Source organism: Chryseobacterium sp. C-71, from assembly GCF_020911865.1.
Lineage (GTDB): Bacteria > Bacteroidota > Bacteroidia > Flavobacteriales > Weeksellaceae > Chryseobacterium.
Window position 1 is genome coordinate 447065 of record NZ_CP087131.1, and the last position, 18312, is coordinate 465376.

The 18312-nt window shown below is 33.5% G+C and carries 21 protein-coding genes; 4 read left to right on the forward strand and 17 right to left on the reverse strand.

Annotated features, from left to right (window positions below; genetic code table 11):
* Positions 1-31: 31 nt before the first annotated feature.
* From LNP04_RS01890 to LNP04_RS01925, 8 genes are all read right to left on the reverse strand, one after another.
* On the reverse strand, positions 32-1216 hold the full coding sequence (locus tag LNP04_RS01890) for a sigma-54 dependent transcriptional regulator (protein ID WP_229984898.1): 1185 nt from the start codon (positions 1214-1216) through the stop codon (positions 32-34).
* A gap of 56 nt (positions 1217-1272) precedes the next feature.
* Entirely contained in the window at positions 1273-1932 is a 660-nt protein-coding gene (locus LNP04_RS01895; RefSeq protein ID WP_229984899.1) for a YggS family pyridoxal phosphate-dependent enzyme, read from the reverse strand.
* A 278-nt stretch (positions 1933-2210) separates the two neighbouring features.
* The gene (locus LNP04_RS01900) at positions 2211-2522 is read right to left on the reverse strand and encodes a hypothetical protein (protein WP_229984900.1); all 312 of its coding nucleotides are present in this window, start codon (positions 2520-2522) and stop codon (positions 2211-2213) included.
* Between the two features lie 63 nt (positions 2523-2585).
* On the reverse strand, positions 2586-3089 hold the full coding sequence (locus LNP04_RS01905; RefSeq protein ID WP_229984901.1) for a hypothetical protein: 504 nt from the start codon (positions 3087-3089) through the stop codon (positions 2586-2588).
* 176 nt (positions 3090-3265) lie between these two features.
* A complete protein-coding gene (locus LNP04_RS01910) occupies positions 3266-4270 on the reverse strand; it encodes an SDR family NAD(P)-dependent oxidoreductase (protein WP_229984902.1) in 1005 nt (334 codons plus the stop codon).
* 151 nt (positions 4271-4421) lie between these two features.
* On the reverse strand, positions 4422-4850 hold the full coding sequence (locus tag LNP04_RS01915) for a hypothetical protein (RefSeq protein WP_229984903.1): 429 nt from the start codon (positions 4848-4850) through the stop codon (positions 4422-4424).
* An 83-nt stretch (positions 4851-4933) separates the two neighbouring features.
* Positions 4934-5641, reverse strand: a complete 708-nt coding sequence (locus LNP04_RS01920; protein WP_229984904.1) for a DUF2071 domain-containing protein — start codon at positions 5639-5641, stop codon at positions 4934-4936.
* A 238-nt stretch (positions 5642-5879) separates the two neighbouring features.
* On the reverse strand, positions 5880-6614 hold the full coding sequence (locus LNP04_RS01925) for a hypothetical protein (RefSeq protein ID WP_229984905.1): 735 nt from the start codon (positions 6612-6614) through the stop codon (positions 5880-5882).
* Between the two features lie 200 nt (positions 6615-6814).
* Between LNP04_RS01925 and LNP04_RS01930 the strand changes: the two genes are divergently transcribed.
* Both LNP04_RS01930 and LNP04_RS01935 read left to right on the forward strand, forming a co-directional pair.
* Entirely contained in the window at positions 6815-7654 is an 840-nt protein-coding gene (locus tag LNP04_RS01930) for an SDR family NAD(P)-dependent oxidoreductase (protein WP_229984906.1), read from the forward strand.
* Positions 7655-7703: 49 nt separating this feature from the next.
* Positions 7704-8618, forward strand: coding sequence for an AraC family transcriptional regulator (locus LNP04_RS01935; protein WP_229984907.1), 915 nt, complete (start codon positions 7704-7706; stop codon positions 8616-8618).
* Between the two features lie 25 nt (positions 8619-8643).
* On the opposite strand, the gene bla (LNP04_RS01940) is transcribed toward LNP04_RS01935, so the two are convergent.
* The 9 genes from bla (LNP04_RS01940) to bla (LNP04_RS01980) all read right to left on the reverse strand — a co-directional run bounded on the left by bla (LNP04_RS01940) (position 8644) and on the right by bla (LNP04_RS01980) (position 16235).
* A complete protein-coding gene (bla, locus tag LNP04_RS01940; RefSeq protein ID WP_229984908.1) occupies positions 8644-9537 on the reverse strand; it encodes a class A beta-lactamase, subclass A2 in 894 nt (297 codons plus the stop codon).
* Positions 9538-9544: 7 nt separating this feature from the next.
* Positions 9545-10219 carry an alpha/beta hydrolase gene (locus tag LNP04_RS01945; RefSeq protein WP_229984909.1) on the reverse strand — a complete coding sequence of 225 codons (675 nt, stop codon included), beginning with the start codon at positions 10217-10219 and terminating at the stop codon, positions 9545-9547.
* Positions 10220-11275, reverse strand: coding sequence for a serine hydrolase (locus LNP04_RS01950; RefSeq protein WP_229984910.1), 1056 nt, complete (start codon positions 11273-11275; stop codon positions 10220-10222).
* Positions 11276-11317: 42 nt separating this feature from the next.
* On the reverse strand, positions 11318-12370 hold the full coding sequence (locus tag LNP04_RS01955; protein WP_229984911.1) for a serine hydrolase: 1053 nt from the start codon (positions 12368-12370) through the stop codon (positions 11318-11320).
* 31 nt (positions 12371-12401) lie between these two features.
* Positions 12402-12848 carry a GNAT family N-acetyltransferase gene (locus LNP04_RS01960; protein WP_229984912.1) on the reverse strand — a complete coding sequence of 149 codons (447 nt, stop codon included), beginning with the start codon at positions 12846-12848 and terminating at the stop codon, positions 12402-12404.
* Positions 12849-12910: 62 nt separating this feature from the next.
* Positions 12911-13510, reverse strand: coding sequence for a GNAT family N-acetyltransferase (locus LNP04_RS01965; RefSeq protein WP_229984913.1), 600 nt, complete (start codon positions 13508-13510; stop codon positions 12911-12913).
* Positions 13511-13682: 172 nt separating this feature from the next.
* Positions 13683-14660, reverse strand: a complete 978-nt coding sequence (locus LNP04_RS01970) for an alpha/beta fold hydrolase (protein ID WP_229984914.1) — start codon at positions 14658-14660, stop codon at positions 13683-13685.
* Positions 14661-14686: 26 nt separating this feature from the next.
* Positions 14687-15340 carry a VOC family protein gene (locus tag LNP04_RS01975; protein ID WP_229984915.1) on the reverse strand — a complete coding sequence of 218 codons (654 nt, stop codon included), beginning with the start codon at positions 15338-15340 and terminating at the stop codon, positions 14687-14689.
* Between the two features lie 13 nt (positions 15341-15353).
* Positions 15354-16235, reverse strand: coding sequence for a class A beta-lactamase (gene bla, locus LNP04_RS01980; protein ID WP_229984916.1), 882 nt, complete (start codon positions 16233-16235; stop codon positions 15354-15356).
* 156 nt (positions 16236-16391) lie between these two features.
* Between bla (LNP04_RS01980) and LNP04_RS01985 the strand changes: the two genes are divergently transcribed.
* Positions 16392-17576, forward strand: coding sequence for an MFS transporter (locus LNP04_RS01985; protein WP_229984917.1), 1185 nt, complete (start codon positions 16392-16394; stop codon positions 17574-17576).
* Between the two features lie 24 nt (positions 17577-17600).
* A complete protein-coding gene (locus LNP04_RS01990; protein ID WP_229984918.1) occupies positions 17601-18299 on the forward strand; it encodes a DsbA family oxidoreductase in 699 nt (232 codons plus the stop codon).
* Positions 18300-18312 lie beyond the last annotated feature (13 nt).

The window sequence follows — 18312 nt, forward strand, 5'->3', positions numbered from 1 at the left end:
TTTTTATAATTTATTTTAATTAATAATTAAATTATTTTCTCACAAAACTTGCAACATCCTCTTCGGAAACCGTAGCTCCTCCAAGAATAATTAATCTTTCAACAACATTTCTCAATTCTCTGATGTTTCCTGTCCATGATAACGCTTTTAAAGCATCAATCGCAGTGTCATCAAATTTTTTCAAAGCTGTACCGTGCTCATCAGAAATCAGGGTAGAAAAGTGGTCTACCAACAATTTGATATCTTCTTTTCTCTCATCCAAAGGCGGAACGTAGATTTCAATAACCGAAAGTCTGTGATACAAATCTTCTCTGAATCTTCCGGCCTCGATTTCTTTCGCCATATTTTTATTGGTTGCTGCAAGTACCCTTACATCAACTTTGATCTCTTTATCGCTTCCTACAGGAGAAACTTTGCTTTCCTGCAATGCTCTTAAAACCTTTGCCTGAGCGATTAAACTCATATCTCCGATTTCGTCTAAGAAAATAGTACCACCGGTAGCCTGTTCAAATTTCCCTTGTTTGTCTTTGATAGCACCTGTAAACGAACCTTTTACGTGACCAAAAAGTTCAGATTCAATCAGTTCAGAAGGAATCGCAGCACAATTTACTTCTACCATTGGGCCTCTTGCTCTTTCACTTAAATTGTGAATAGCGTGGGCAACCAGTTCTTTACCAGCACCGTTTGGTCCTGTAATTAAAACTCTAGCATCAGAAACTGCCACTTTTTCAATCATCTCCTGAATTTTTTTCAACGGAGCAGACTCACCAATCATTTGGTATTTCTTGTTGACTTTTCTCTTCAGGGTTTTATTTTCGGTCTGAAGATTTTTATTTTCTTTCTTTAAAGTTTCCTTTACTAAAGCGTTTTTCACACTTGTAATCAATCGGTTGATGTCGATTGGTTTTGAGATAAAATCGTAAGCTCCATCCTTTAAGCAAGCTACCGCAGAATCGATATCGGCATGGCCGGAAATCATGATAAATGTTGATTCAGGCTTTAAAACCAAACTTTGTTTTAAAAATTCAGTCCCTGACATTTTGGGCATTTTGATGTCTGAAATGACTAAGGCAAAGTCTTCTTTCTCAACATGTTTATAGCCTTCAAGGCCATCTTCGGCAATTACAAATTCATAATCGGGAAGTTCATCCGAAAGAATACTGTGAAGTACTCCGGAGATTGCTTTTTCGTCTTCTACAATAAGGATTTTTTGCATAGTCGCAAATTTAGGTATTTTTTGGTTGAGTATTAGCAAAAATCGTTCCCAAAAGGTTATATTGAGTAATCTCTACTTCCGAAAATTGCAGAACCTACACGTATAGAATTGGCTCCGCATTCAATTGCAATAGGGAAGTCGTCACTCATTCCCATAGAAAGGGTCTGTAATGGTTTGATCTTGCTTAAATTATCAAAAAGACTCTTCAATTTTTCAAATTCTTTTCGCACCTGATTTTCTTCTTCCGTAAAAGTTGCCATTCCCATCAATCCTGTGATTTCAACATTTGGAAATTCACCATCAATGAATTTTTTAAATAAATTTTCTGCTTCTTCCATTTCCAATCCGAACTTAGTGTCTTCTTCAGCAATCTTCACCTGAAGTAAAACTTTTATTTTTCGGTTATGCTTTCCGGCTTCTTTATTGATTTCATTTAAAAGCTTTTCAGAATCAACACTTTGAATGGTGTCAATGAATTCTGCAATGTATTTTACTTTGTTTGTCTGAAGATGTCCAATCAAATGCCATTGAATATCTTGTGGAAGTAGAGCATATTTCTCAACCAATTCCTGCACTTTATTTTCGCCAAAAACTTTTTGACCTAAATCATAAACTTCCTGAATTGCTGAAATGGGATGTGTTTTTGAAACCGCTACCAGTTCAACATGTGAAGAAAGTTGATCTTTTATATTCTTATAATTTTTTTTAATACTCATACCTGCAAATTTCTGAAATTTAGAAAAGAAAAACTATAAAATTATGAATTTTATTGAGTAGTGAATCTGTTTTGAAAGGTTTTTACTGCAAGTAAAACTTTCAATAGGAATTATTGTAAAACAAAATTTCACAAAATGTAAAAACCTCTTCACGATTCACATCAGGTCCTTTTGAATATCTTAGAGCCTGCTTAAATTTCATTAATTGTGAAGTTGAAAATAAATAAAAAAAATGCAACCGAATTGAGTTGCATTTTTTTATGATTTTTGAGTGAATTTTAATTTAAAATAGTACTAATTCCTTCAAGAACTTCATTTTCTAAATTTTTGATTTTCTGTTTTTTTGCCCAAACATATAGCCCGATGGGCAACATGAAAATCAAGAAAACACCAGAATCCAACTGTGTTGTGGTTTTAATTTTACCAGATTCCGGGAAAGCGTCTATTTTCACATTTCCGGTAAGTGTAAAACCGCTGGTTCTTACCTGCAAAGCTCCGAAGCTTGTCTGAATTTTGTACTGTGGGAATTTTTTTCTTAATCCTTCAACAAGGTCATTTTTTAAAAATGGCTTAACATTTACATTTTGCATAAAGATTTGGTTATCTTTTGAATGTTTAATTTCTGCTTTTTGCAGAGTGATTGATTGGTGATTTTATTTTAAGGCTTTTGAAATCATTGCGCAGTCTGCAGTTTCAAATTTTTGTCCGTCTTTATAGGTAACTTTCTTTTCATCTGCATACTTCATTTCGCCATTTTCATCTTTTTGATTTCCAATGCCTTCTTGAAGAGTTCCGTCTTTCTGAATGAAGAAAATATCTCTTTTGCTGGTAGTTCCTTCTGATGCAAATTCGTAAGTCAGTTTCAAGGTATCTCCAGATTTGAATCCTGCTAAATCACCTTTTGAACTGTCCTTTTCACTGTTTTTGTATCTCATTTTTCCGGTTACAGTACCCAAATTATCATCGATAGTTACGAAAACACTGTCTTTACCGGTAACGCCCAAATAACAGAATGATTTTGAGCCTAAAGTATCAACCACGGGTGAAATAGTGTCTGTCAGAGAATCTGAATCGGCAACTGTTTTGTTTGCTTCAGTTTTTTTATTACAATTCATTAACAAAAATGATAATGAACCTAAGAAAATGTACTTTTTCATAACTTTAAATGGTGTTAAATTGATTATGTTGAGCTAAAATAAAGATTGTAATTTTAATCAACAGAGAAATTGAGAAGAATTAATACAGCTATTCTGTAAGTCGCTTGTTTTCAAAGATAAAAGAATATTGTTTAATTTTTTTAAATTTCGTTTATTACAAGTTGTAAAAATTTTAATTAATTTTCATTGTTTCCAGATTTTCTTGATGTAAAAAACATGTAGGCTAAACCCAATGTGACTCCGGCTACCATTGCAACCTTTGTCTTCTTACTAGGAACTGGTAAGGAAGTTTCTCCGTAAATTTGGTGGGGTTTTGATGATGGTTGCAAAACATTTCCTGAAGTGGGTTCGCCATTTTTCATCTTCATCATCAGTCTCATTCCTGCAGAAGCTGTGTTGATGATGGCTTTTGGAAACATTCCATATACATTGACCAAAAGTCTTGATGTAAAATCAGGGAATAAATCTTTTTTAGGCTCTTTGGCCAATTGAATAATTTTTGCAGCAGTATCACGAGGGTCTGAAGCAAATGGCGGAACTTTAAAATCTAACCCTGAATATTTTGCCGAATGTGCATTACCTGTAGAACGCTGAATCTGAGGATATAAATTGGCAATATGGATATCTGCAAAATCTGAAATTTCACCCTGAAGACATTCCATCATTCCACGGATTCCAAATTTTGTGGAAGAGTACACTGCGCTGTATGGAGCAGGCATGAATCCGCCAATTGATACATTGTTTATGAGGATTCCTTCATTTTGTTCTTTAAAAATAGGAAGAACGCTGTATGCGCCGTGCATATACCCGAACAGATTGGTTTTAATGACCTGTTCGTGCAGTGACATCGGGATTTCTTCAAATTTTCCGCTTGCCATCACTCCGGCATTATTTACCCAGATATCAATTCGTCCGAATTCTAAAATTGCTTTTTTAACAAGATGATCAACTTCTTCGGCTACTGATACATCGGTAGGAACTGCAATTGCTTTTACTTCCAACTCTTGACACAGGTGTAAAGTTTCATCCAAAGCTTCCTGTCCGCGGGCTGCGATGACGATATTGCAACCCTCTAAAGCAAAAGCTTCTACGGCAGCTCTACCAACTCCGCTGCTTCCTCCGGTTACAACAACCGTTTTACCTTGAAGACTTCTTTTTTCTAAAATATTTTCTGATTTCATACCTTATTATTTTGATGATTGTGATTGATGTTTATAACCTATCTATTTTTACACCAAAAGGGTATGAATTGAGATTTATTTTGAAGAAAATTGATGTAAGAGAATTACTTGGTATAGAAATTCTTCTTCCAATCAAAGAAATGAAATTTTATTACCAAACTTTTATTTTTCCACTGATGAATTTTCCGTTTTTGTTTTCTGCTCCGTCAATTTCTATGATAATTGTATCATTCAGTTTAGGTTTTTTGAAATAAGCCCAGACAACATCTGAACTATCTGCTTTCTCCATATTTAAAATATTTAAAGCAATAGAATCTTTTTTATTTCGGTCGTACGAAAGATTGAAAGGGAATTGACTGTTCATGATAATATTTGTTTCTTCACTCGTATGCAATCCTACTTTAAAACCTTTCTCTAAATATGGTGTAAATTTAAAATTATGAAGATTTTCTGCTTCTACAATTTTATAATGTAGAGTTTTTACAAAAACATTTCTCCTTTTTGATTCTGCGATTGATGAAGTTCCTCCGCGGTATTTCCATTTCTGATAACCAAACCAACCACCGTAAGCTTGAAGCATCCAAAATAAAATAAATAGTATAATTGGAGTTATGATTAGGTAGCAGAGCAATTTATTTTTCTTTATCATACGTTATTTATAGATCAAATGGGTTTTTCACTTTTCCATTCATGCTCAATATTTGTCATCAGTAAAGCATTATCAAATTGAACTGAACCTTTCGGAAACACATTCTCATCTTCAAAGAAACTGGATTTTATATTTGAAACCTGCAGCGGTTTTACTTTCCTCTCATAAGCATTGAGTCTTAAACCATCAAATTTTTCCTTGTTTGGAGAGTATCCTAAATCACCTTTTTCAAAAAAATCAGAAGCGTTTTCTAAATTTTCAAAAACGGAATCTTTACTAAATGTTTCAGTTTCCTTGGCATCAATTGAAATCTCTGTATCATCTGAACTTTTAAAATCAATATGATAATTTCCTTTATTTTCATCGACATTGAATTTTGCTAAATAATGCTTTCCGGGAAAAATTCTGCCACCGACCCAGGTATTCAGCTGTAAAGAAGTATCTCTTCTCGGAATGTAAACTCCGGATTTTACTTCGCCATCTTCATCCCATTCAACCGCAATTCTGTGCGCACCATTTTCAGAATTAATTCCTATAAAATCGGGAAGACCTTTCGGTTTAATATCTTTTAATCGAATCAAGCAAATTCCGACAATTGCTTTGCCTTTGTAAATTTTCGGACGAAAGGGGAATGGTAAAATCTTTTCAATATCTTTCGGATGAGCGGTGAAATTAATTAAAATTCTGCGTTCGATGTAACCGTGAATGGTAGGAATTTTCATAGTTGGTATGTTTATCAATAAAACGTATGAAAGCTATTGATTACTTTAATCTTGTTAAGATGAGCATTGTATATATCCCGCTGTGAGTATGATAAAGAGTAATTATTGGGAGTAGGATATCGATTTAATATCATTTTCGGAAAAGGAAAAATCTAGAGTTATTATATGAGGAAAGAATGTTTTTCTGAAATTCATATTGATCTAAATTATGTTTTACTTTTCTAATAATTGACCATCCTCATTGAGAATTTTCTTTATTATTTTCTTCTACAGAAAGACTGATTTCCGGTGTATCGCTCGCTCCTATATGAAATCTGTAAACAATATATTTAAAGTTTCCTTTCTTAAAAGTAATGGTGTGATTTCCGCCACTTCCGCTGAATTCTAAAATTCCGTTGATTAAAATAATGTCAGGTTTTGCAGACTCATTTTGATTGTTTTTCCATGAAGCATATCGGTATTTTCCGTTTTCTAATTCGTCAATTCTTATGAGATAATGCTTTGTTTTAAATTTATACTGAGGATTTTTAAATGATTTTAAAGCAGAATGAAGACTTTCTTTTTGTTCGGAGATCAATTTCAAACGTTGTTTCTTTTCAGTTTCGCTTTGATGATTTAAAGCAATTATTTTTCCATCTGTATCGATCCACATCGTTCCTTGATGAAGCATAATCCCTCGCCAGCCTACTTCAGACCAATCTGTAATTTTAGAATTTGAAATCTCATCAATAACGCTTTGATCAAATACATTATGGAATCTTTTGATCAGTTCCTGCTTATTTTTTATATCGGTTAAAGGATATTCTCTACTCAATGGATAGTTTGTAATTTCAGAAATTCCCTTGATATTTTTAGTTTTAAATAAATGAATTACAATTTGAATTTTATCTGCTTTATCCTGACTAAGCTTGTCATTTTGGGAATAAAATAAGTTTGAGACGAAAACTATGGTGATTAAAAGTGAATTTCTCATTAAATTTTAATGGTATTGCTAAAGTAAATTTTAAAGCTTTAATAACCATCAAAAATAATCAATTTCATCACAAATAATGAAATTGATTGCGTAGTTCTCCTTTGATTTGGCTACAATAATCTTTGATTTGGTCACAATATACTTTTCTTGATTTTCCACCTTTGTACTGTAAAAATTAATCAATTAAAAACAATCAAAAAATGGACACAAAAAAAGTATGGTTCGTGACAGGAGCTTCAAAAGGTTTAGGGTTAACTTTAGTTAAAAGATTATTGGCAGAAGGTCATTCTGTGGCAGCAACTTCCAGAAATATTACTGAACTTCAGAAGGCTGTCAGTTATGAAAACGCTTCATTTCTTCCGCTTGAAGTTGATTTGATTAGCGAGAACTCTATTGAAGCAGCAGTTTCAAAATCAATAGAAAAATTCGGTAAACTAGATGTTGTAGTGAATAACGCTGGTTACGGACAGTTGGGAACTTTGGAGGAAATTTCGGATTTGGAAAGCCGTCAGAATTTTGACACCAACGTTTTCGGTTCTCTGAATATCATCAGAAAAACGATGCCTTATTTAAGAGAACAAAAAAGCGGCTTCATCATCAACATCGCTTCAATTGGCGGATTGACAGGAGAATTTGCAGGTTGGGGAATATATTGCGCCACTAAGTTTGCAGTTGTAGGATTTACAGAAGCTTTGGCTGCGGAAATAAAAGAATTTGGAGTGAATGCAACGGTTGTTTATCCTGGGTATTTCAGAACAGATTTCTTAACGGGCGGTTCACTCAGAACTCCGAAAACTGAAATTGAAGAGTACACCGTAGCAAGACAACTTCAGACTGCGCACGAAAAAGACATCAACGGGAATCAACCGGGCGACCCAGAAAAAGCGGCTCTGGCATTGATAGAATTAGTCAAAATGGAAAACCCGCCGGTTCATTTGGTTTTAGGTTCTGATGCATTTGGAATCGCAGGAAACAAATTAAATGCCCTTCAAAGTGAAATTTCTGAGTTTAAAACGCTAAGTACATCTACAGATTATTAAATTTGTAAAGGCAACAGTTTCTTGCTGTTGCCTTTTAATTTTTAAAGTTATGAATAACAGAAAATTATACACCATCGATACCATTTCTGAATTTCACAGAATTTCAGGATTGCCAAAACCTCAGCATCCGCTTATCAGTCTGGTAGATTATAGTTTGGTGGAATATCAAATCGAAGAATCTGAAATCAGCTGGGTTCAGGATTTGTATTTTATGGGTTTTAAAAGAGATATTCAGGGGAAGCTTCATTATGGGCAGAGTCAATATGATTTTGATGAAGGTCTGATGTGTTTTATAGCCCCAAGACAAGTTGTCAAAATGATTATCAGTAAGTATGATGTGAAACCTTCCGGCTATTTACTGGCATTTCATCCCGATTTTATATGGAATACGCCTTTGGCAAAAACCATTAACAATTATAAATTCTTCGGTTATGATGTAAACGAGGCTTTATTTCTTTCCGAAAAAGAAGAGGAGACGTTAATCGGACTTTTTAAAGGAATCGAAAAAGAGTACCAATCTGGAATTGACCAATTTACGCAGAGTATCATCATTTCTCAGATTGAAGTTATTTTAAATTATTGCGAAAGATTTTACCAGCGACAATTCATCACCCGAAAAAAGACTAATCATCAGGTTTTGGATAAATTAGAAACTATTCTGGAAGATTATTTTAATGAAAATGTGATTGATAAAGGTTTACCAACCGCCAATTATGTTGCTGAACAATTGAATATCTCAACCAATTATTTGGGAAGTTTATTGAAGCAATTAACAGGACAAACCACACAACAACACATCCACGAAAAACTGATTGAAAAAGCCAAAGAAAAACTATCAACAACCGAACTTTCCGTAAGTGAAATTGCTTATGAATTGGGGTTTGAACATTCTCAATCTTTCAGTAAACTGTTTAAAGCTAAAACGGATATTTCGCCTTTGGAGTTTCGGAAGTCTTTTAATTAAAATTGTAATAATTTGAGAATCTAAATCATTTAGCATTTTTACGGTTGTAAAAATCCCAGACTTTCCGTGTAACATCTACAATTATTTTTTCGGTATCTTCTCTAGATTCGGTAATGTTTTTCAGATAAATGGAAAGGATAAAATGATTTCCGTTCGGAAGTTTTATTATGCCAATATCGTTCATAGCAACTCTTAAATTTTCATCATTCGTTCCGGAAATTCCTGTTCTGTGCGCCAATTCTGTTCCTTCAGGAAGTCCGGCTTTCATCCAGGTGATTCCACGGGAACATTCCACCATTATTTGGTAGAGATATTTTGTAGTGGCTTTTTTCAGAACTTTTCCTTTGTAGAATTTTTCTAATAATTCTGTCGTAGCAATCGGCGTTGTTGTATTGATGTAAAGATTTTCCCAAGTCCGCATTTGTTCTTCATTCACTTTAATGGTGAAATCTTTTATTCCATTTTTATTGATGAATTTCTGAACCGTTTCTGTTCCGCCAATTAATTCCAAAAGAATGTCACACCCATTATTATCGCTGTGAGAAATGGTGTAACGTAATAATTGGTCTATAGTTAAGTCTATATTTCCATTAGGGAATTCTTCTCGAATCGGACTCCAAGTATCTTTTAAATCTTCTTTTTTAATGAAAATTTTCTGTTTCAAATTGAGTTTACCCTTATCGACCTCATTCAAAACAGTCAACGCAATATGAAATTTGAAAACGCTCATCATTGGCATGTTCATATTTCCATTAATGCTCAAAGTGTCTTTGTTTTCAATTCCTTTTATTGAAACGCCTACTATTGCATTTTTTGTTGCGATGATTTCATTAAGTTCTTTCCGAAGTTCATCCATATTTTGAGCAAATGTCTGAACCGAAAACAAAGCAACACACAGTATTAATATTATTTTTTTCATAAATGGTTTAGTTTTTCAATTCATAATTCCGTTTCGCCCACATTTTACAAGGTTTCAACCATTCATCAGAAGCGATGTATAAGAATCCGTGCTTTAACCCAGTATTGAGCTCAATTTCTTTAAAATGGGGAATGGGAAGTTTTGATAATTGTTTTCTTTTCAAAGCGGAGACACCAAATACGTCAGATTTTTCATAAATGGTTAAAATGTTTCCGCAAAATTCAATTTCAGGTACTTCTTCAATATCTGTATCTTGAAAACTACCGATAAAAACAAAGTTCAAATCTGGATTTTTTGCAAAAGTGGAAACAAATTGTGCAATGTATCCACCTTTTGAAGTTCCAACAACAGTAATGTGATTTGGTTTTACACCTTTTGAGATTAAACTATCAATCTGCTTTGTAACTTTTTTTGCATATTCAATTCCATTAGTTTTTGTTTTTCTTTTTTCGCTAAAAACTACAAATCCATCTTTTATAAATGATTCTGAAACTCTATTATATTCGGCTTTAACACCATATTCTGTAGAAAAAGCTCCATCAGGATTTTCTTCTAAAAATTTATTATGCAAAAAGAAAACGTAATTATTTTCTTTATTTAAATTTTGCGTTTCTTTATTTGAATGACAGTTGACAAAACTAAGAAATAGTAAAATCAGAATAATATTAAAGATATTTTTCATTTATTTCAAAAGTTGAGATTCCTTCACTATTTTTCTAATCTCCTGCTCAAAATAATAAGCGATATCAAAGTTTTCATTCGCTACATTTTCCATGACGATAACGCTGGTCTTTGTTTTCGGATAATAGAGATTTACAGCAGTAAAACCTTCGCTAGGATGAAAACCCGTATGTCCGATTTCGTAAATATCAGCTTTATCGTTGATTCGTAAACCATAGCCATAACCAATTGGCTTTTCACTAAATAATTGATGGATGGCAGTTGTTGAATAATTGGTCATTAATTGATAAGTTTCAGGCTTCAATAGTTTTCCGTTGTGCAGACATTCATTCCATTTGGCTAAATCTGGTGCGGTCACAATCAGATGACTTCCAAAATAATAAGAAGTATCGAAACCTAATTTTTCATTCAATTTAAAACTTCCGTCTTTTCTGATCGTATGACCTTTCGTCAAAAGTTTGCTGCTATTTTCTGTCGGATAGGCGCTGTCATTCATTTTACATTTTTTAAATAAGGCCGTTACCAATTCACTATAAGTTTTGCCACTTTGCTTTTCCAAAACCATTCCCGCAACAGAATATCCGACATTAGAATAACTGAATTCTTTTCCCGTTTTGAGTTTCAAATTCGGCTTCAAATCATCGCTGTATAATCCCGAAGTATGATTCAGCAAGTGATGAACGGTAATGCTATCTGCCCAAGAATATTTGAAATCTGGTAAATATTTTCGAATAGGTACGTGCAAATCAATCGTTCCTTTTTCAACTTCCTGCAAAATAAGGGTGGCAGTAATCTGTTTTGCGATAGACATGGTTGAAAATCGATCAGAGATTTTCAGGGGTGTTTTTTTATTGAAATCTACATAACCGTACGCTTTTTTATACTTTGTCTTGCCGTTTTGTTGGATGAAAACAACACCGTTAAAACTTCGAGGATGGGTAGCTTTTACCAAGCTATCTATTTTTGCAGAATAATTGTCTTTTTGCTGGGCATCTGCGGTGCATGATGTAAATACACTTGCTACGGCAATGAATGTGATTTTGAAAAAAATTTTCATCTGTGTTTTGAAAATTATTTAATTTTTATTTGTAATTAGCTGTTAGTCAATTGTTCTTTTTGGAAAAGAATATTTTTGGTTTTTTAGTATTGAGATGATGGCATCAGATATTTCAAAAACTTTCCCGTTATAATTGTTGTCCAATAAAATTACGGTAAACTTTTCATTCATATCAGAAACTAAAATAGCTTCATAGTTTCCAGCCCTTCCATCATGTAAATGTTCGATTAGATTTTCATTTTTAAATTTTGCTTGCCCCAATGCTGATTGAGTTTCCGGTAAATCAAAATGCTGACCTAATTCGTAGAGTAATTTTTTGGTGATTATTTTATTCTGGTGAAGATAATTTGTCCATTTTAATAAATCAATCGTTGTGACGTAAGTTCCGCCTGTTATCGGCAAATCTGGTTTGTCAGGAACTAAATTATTATTAAATCCTCTGGCAATTTTCTCTTCATTTTCAAAAGGTGTCATCACGGATGAAGTCATTTGACAAGGTTTAAAGATGAATTTTTCTATATATTCTTTAAAAGGCATTTTGGTTACCCTTTCTACAATAAACTGTCTTAAAAAAAGATTATTGTTATTGTAGTCGTAAGCTGTTCCGGGTTTGAAATCGAGTGAATCTGCACCCATTAAACCATCAAATAGGTCTTTATCATTTTTAATGTTTTTCCAATTGATGTTTGGGATTCCACTTGTGTATTGCAATAGGTTTTTAATCGATACTTCATTCGCCCATTTTGGTAACTCGGGAATGAACTTGGAAACCTTATCGTCCAGTGTAAGTTTGCCTTGATCTTTCAATTGCATCAAAGCAACTGCACTGAATTCCTTTGTAATCGAACCAATATTAAATCTGTAGTCAGGCGATAATTTGTTCGTTTTAGTCGCATCCGTAAACCCAAAAGAAGCGTTGTATATTATTTTGTTGTTTTTTGCGACCAAAACATTCCCATTAAAAATACCGATTTCGTGGGACAATTTCATCAATGAATTGATTTGTTTGATTTGCTTGTTTTGTGCAAATAAATTATTTGTCAGAATTAACAGAACCGCAAAAATTGAGAAAGTTCTTCTGGTGTATTGTATCATTTAATTTCTTACTTTTTTGGAGAATTTTTGTCTAACGTAATTCCATTATAGGTAAATATCTGTCTTTGATTGAACTCTCGAGCTGTCCGACGGTTTCAAATCCAAAATTTTTGTAAAAGTTTTCTGCATTAGGTTCGGCATCGAGTGTTATTTTTTTTATTCCTAATCGGTTTGCTTTTTCTAAAAAATCATTCATTAAAATTTTCCCAAATCCTTTTCCAATAAACTCTGGCAGGATAAAAAGATTATCAAGTTTAATTGTTTTTTCATCAATTGAAAAATAGGAATAATATCCTATAATGTTTTCGTTTTCTACCAATTTGTAGACCATGTTTTTCTCGATGTAATCTTTTGAAATGCTAAGTAAATGTTCCCATTCTTTCAATATTTCTTCCGAAAATCCCCAATAGGCTTTTGAGCGTTTGGTGATGGTTGTCAGTAATTCACTGTCTTTAGTTTCGGCTTTTAGTATGTTCATATTTTTAAATCTAACTTATGTAATTAGGAATACTTTTTTTGCGCTTCTTTGTATTTAAATTTTTATTTTTCAATACTGTTTTTAAGTTTAGATTTTACATTTTCATTCCATTCATTTTTCAAAATACTTAGCCTTGCAACATCGATTCTGTTTCCATTAGCATCTGTGCTGCAATTTCTTAAAACACCTTCTACGAAGCAACCTATTCCTTTCATTGCATTTAAACTTCGGTTGTTTTTGGTATTTGCTGCAAATGCAACTCTTTCCATATTGAGTTTTTCAAAAGCAAATTCAAGCAACAAATATTTGCAGTTTTTGTTGATTCCGCTTCCCTGATATTTTTTTCCGTACCAGGTGTAGCCGATTTCTATGGTTTTGTTTTCTATGAAAATGGCGTAAAACCGTGTACTTCCAACGTACATTTGTGTCGTTTTATCAAAAACAATGAACGGATATTCTTTTTCAGTTTCCCTTTGCAGTATCGCATTTGAAATGTATTTTTCTAAATTTTCTTTTCCGTCTGCACCTCCGGAATTGAATTCCCAGATTTCAGGTTCGTTTTCCGAGTAGGGAAGTAATTTGTCAAAGTCAGATAGTTGAAGAGGTTCTAATCTTACCCATTCATTTTCTAAAATATAGTTTTTATTAAAGTCGAAATTCATTTTTTGTCTTGTTTAATATTACAATAGTATGTTTACTATAACCATGAAAATTGTAAAATTGTAAAAATGTAAAGTTAAATGTACAGCCAGATATTTTTGTTATCAATGTCTTTTTTTTGAAAAAAGAACGAAGGCTGACTTTGTGGCTCAAATAAATTTGTTGGAGGTCGTTTTATTTTAGCCATTTCTCGATGGTATTATTGAATATTTCTTGTTGATCTACGAAGAGATAATGCGAACAGTTTTCTATGATTTTGAAATTCTTTTTTGTGACGATTTTTTGAAGATCATTCAATTGCTTCTCAGAAAATATGCTGTCCTGCTTTCCATAAATGGCAAATAATTTTACTTGATTTTTCAGCTTTTTTAAGATAGGTTTAGTGTCGATATTATTCCTGATTTCATTTTTGTAAAACAGAATCGGTGCCTGAGTATTTCGGATGTTATTTTTAAAGAAATCACTTCGTTCATAGTCATTTCGAAGATTATTTGCTTCGGTTGTTGGAGACGGCATCTTAAAATAATTATTTTGACCTGCCAGCTCAAAGCATTGCTTTCTGTACGCCGCTGAATTTTTATCTAAACTTTCAATTTCAGCAATTTTAGAAAGCATCAGGCTATCATTTTGTTTTTGATAAATTATTTTAGTTGTACTTAAAATATGATCATAAGTTTCTTGCTGGGAAAATAGAGCTCCCGCGAGCACTAATGCATTTACTTTTTCAGGATTTTGCTCTGTGAAAATTGTTCCAACTAAACCTCCAAAACTATGGGCAATCAGGCTTGCTTTTTTAATGTTGTAGAGCTTATAAATTTGATTTAAATCTCTAATCGCTTCCTCATAAGTAAATGTTGCCGCACTGTCGATTGAACGGCCTTCGCCACGACGGTCGTAGGCAATCACATAAAAACTTTTATCTGCTAACTTCTGTGCAGTTGTAGCTTCAAAAAGGGTAGCATTTCCACTCGGTCCTCCGTGAATGAAAATGATTGCCGGATTTGTGTTTTTCCCGTAAGATTTTGAATAAACGGTTGAGGTTTGAGCGTCTACCGAAAAAAAAAATAGGACAAGAAGGATCAGAATTATTTTGGTCATTTTATTAAAAAAATTATTAATATGGAGGATTTTCAATTGTATTTTGTATTTCATTTTTCATAAATTGTTGCTACACTTTCTTAATCAAATTCAAGATCAAAATCTGCATTATCAACCTGTATCTTTACTTTAGTTCTTTGCTTTTCAGCTTTATCGCTTGTAGGAAACCAATTGCGCTGACTATTTGAAATCACAAATAATCCGTTTTCATTGCCTACAGCCACGAAATCTTCTCTTTTCGGACCTTTTGAGAAAAATTCCGATTTGGTAATTTTAATTATTTCGTTTCCTAATATTATTGGTTTTTCGGTGACAATTCCAATCTCACTAATGCTAATAATACTTTCGTTACTGAATTCATTTTCAGAGTAATTATTCAAATCTTCCCTGGCAATCAATTCCAAAATATTTTTATTGTTGTCGTAGAAATAAATCGCTTCCGCTCTCCAGTTTTCAAAATGAGCAACACAGCCTCCATCAATTTCAATGAGTGAAATCTTTTCTGAAATCCACAGCATAGCCTCTTCGAGCTTATTGCAAGGGATGTTGAATGCAAAATGATATTTTGGTTTTATTTCTTTATTGGTTATTTCGAAAGTCAGTATAGAATTTCCCACATTAAATGAAACCGAGCTTTCTGTTTTACTAATTATTTTAAACTCCAAAATAGTAGAATAAAATATTTCAGTTTGGTTTAAATCGCTTGTTTGAATAATAAGTTCAGAGATTTTCATTTTTCTAAATTCTTTAATCTTTTGTATTTAAATAAAAATCATAAGTAGCTTTGGCAATATCAGCAATCATCTCCTCAGAATCGTCAAAACTTTCAAATGTGTCGTGCACAAATACAGCGATATAAATTTTCTTATTGTTGGGCAATTCAATAATTCCAAAATCATTTATGGCACCTGTCATTCCTGCATTATTGGTAAAAGAAGTTCCTGTTCTGTGGGATACTTCTATGTTTGCTGGAAGTTTTCCTTTCAGACGTTTCATTCCGGTTGTATTGTTGAGCATTGCCTGATAAAGCCATTTTGTGTGAGTTTTATTTAATATTTTTCCTTCAGAAAATTCTTTCAGCAATAGAGTTGCATAGTTAGGTTTTATCTGATTGACAAACTGAGAATCATCTTCCTCATTATTTTTGATGATGAAATTTTCGCTGTCGATGAACGTTTGCACCGTTTCAGTTCCTCCAATGATCCTTAGCAAAATATCTGTTAAATTGTTATCACTGTACGAAATCATCCATTTCATTGCTTCTTCCAATGTTATAGAAATATTTCCATTGGGATTTTCTTTTTTAAACGGACTCCAAGTATCTTCCAAAAGTTCTTCTTTTTTAATGAAGATTTTTTGATTCATAGATAATTTCCCTTTCTCGATTTGATCCAAAATTGCCAGCGCAATGGTAAACTTAACCGTACTTAACATTGGATAAAGCTTATTATCATTGATTGAAACAACGTCATTTCCAGATCCGATGATTGAAATTCCTACCTCTGCTTTTTTGTTTGAAACAATCTTTTCGAGAGTATTTTTTAATTCTAAATTTATCTTTTTTTGGGAAAATACCTGAATGCAGAAAAGGGCAAGAAGGAGTATGAAGGTTTTCTTTTTTGTGATCATTTGTTATTCATATTGGGTGACCAAATATAAGATTTTAATCAATACATGGGGAGTCATAGATTTTATCTTTTTCAATGATTCTATCAGGAAAACAGTTACACAATGCCTACCTTTACTAAGTTTTTTCAATTAAAAGATTTTCAAATAAAAACTTTAATGCCCGATTCATCTTCTTCACGTATCTCAAAAACCGTGGTTTGGCTAATGGCCGTTATTTCCGGACTGGTGGTTGCCAATAATTATTACAATCAGCCTTTGCTTGGATTGATTTCGAAAGACTTTAATATCTCTGAAACCGCAGCAGGAAAAATTTCTGTTCTTACCCAGTTAGGTTATGCTTTCGGATTACTTCTGATTGTCCCTTTGGGCGATAAATTCCTTCGTAAAAAACTGATTTTAATCGATTTGCTATTAGTTTTCGGAGCATTATTATGGATGACATTTGCAACGGAAGTATGGATGTTGTATGTAGCGAGTTTGCTGATAGGAATTACATCTGTAATCCCACAGTTATTTGTTCCGATTGCAGCTGAGTTATCCTCAGAAAAAGAAAAATCAGGGAATATAGGATTGGTCGTTTCAGGATTATTACTCGGAATTTTACTTTCAAGATTTGTTGGTGGAATTGTCGGTGAACTTTGGGGATGGCGAACGATGTACGGAATCGCAGCTGGATTAATGCTGGTAGTCTGGCTTTTCGTTTATAAAATGCTTCCGGTGTTACAACCCAATTTTAAAGGAACGTATATTGAATTGATGAGGTCTGTAGCCCATTTAGCAAAAACTCAGCCTGTTTTACAGTTGGCCTCCTTTCGTGGGGCAATGGCTTTCGGGTCGATGTGTGCATTATTCACAACTTTAGTTTTCCATATGGAAAGACCTCCGTTTGAGGTCGGAGCTTCCGTAGTCGGAAGTTTTGGTTTGGCAGGAGCAGTTGGTGCTTTAGCAGCCGCTAAAGTCGGAAAGTTGCAAAAGAGCATTTCTTTAAACAGAATTATTTTATACGCTTTGTTGATTTTAATTGGAAGTTGGGGATTCACCTATTTTGCAGGAAATACGTATTGGGGATTGATTGTCGGTGTTATGCTGATTGATTTGGGTGTGCAGTCGAGCCATATTATGAATCAGACCAATTATTTTTTACTGAAAACTACTGCAGTTAACCGCTTGAATACTGTTTATATGGTTTCTTATTTCATCGGTGGTTCGTTGGGAACATGGCTGGCTTCTGTCGCATGGCAATATGCGCAGTGGGAGGGAGTTTGTACGGTTGGTGTTGTGATGGGGTTGTTGGCATTATCAGCACATATTCTCTTTAGCAAGAAAGTAATATCAAATTAATATATTTGACCTTAAAATAAATTCATGAAAATAGAAATCTGGTCAGACGTGATGTGTCCGTTCTGTTATATCGGGAAGAAAAATTTTGAGCAGGCATTAGAAAAACTGCCGTTTAAAGATGAAGTAGAAGTAGAGTGGAAGAGTTTTCAGCTTGATCCCACTTTAGCACTTGCGGAAACAAAGACTACTGCAGAATATTTCAGAGAGAAGAAAGGTTTTCCTGAAGAACAGGCAAAGCAGATGACCGCTCAGGTTGTACAAATGGGAAAAGCTTCTGGTATTGATTTTAATTTTGAAAAAGCTTTGATTACCAATACATTTCCAGCACACAAAATTCTTCACCTAGCAAAAAAGCACGGTAAATCTTCAGAGATGGAAGAAGAATTATTTAAAGCTCATTTTTTAAATGGTGAAAATGTAGGCAGTACAGAAGTCTTGTCAAATTTAGCAGAAAAATTAGGCATCAACAAAGATGAAGCATTGCAAACACTAAGTTCTGACGAATTTAATAACGAAGTGAATCAAGATGTAACTGAAGGTCGTAAAAATGGCGTTACCGGAGTTCCTTTCTTTATTTTAAACGGAAAATATGCCGTTTCAGGAGCGCAGCCGGCAGAACTTTTTGAGGAAGCTTTAACGCAAACGTATAACGAAACTGTAAAGCCTTTTAAAGCTTCCAAGGATTCTGATTTATCTTGTGATGCAGACGGTTGCAGTATTTAATTTAAGCTATTTT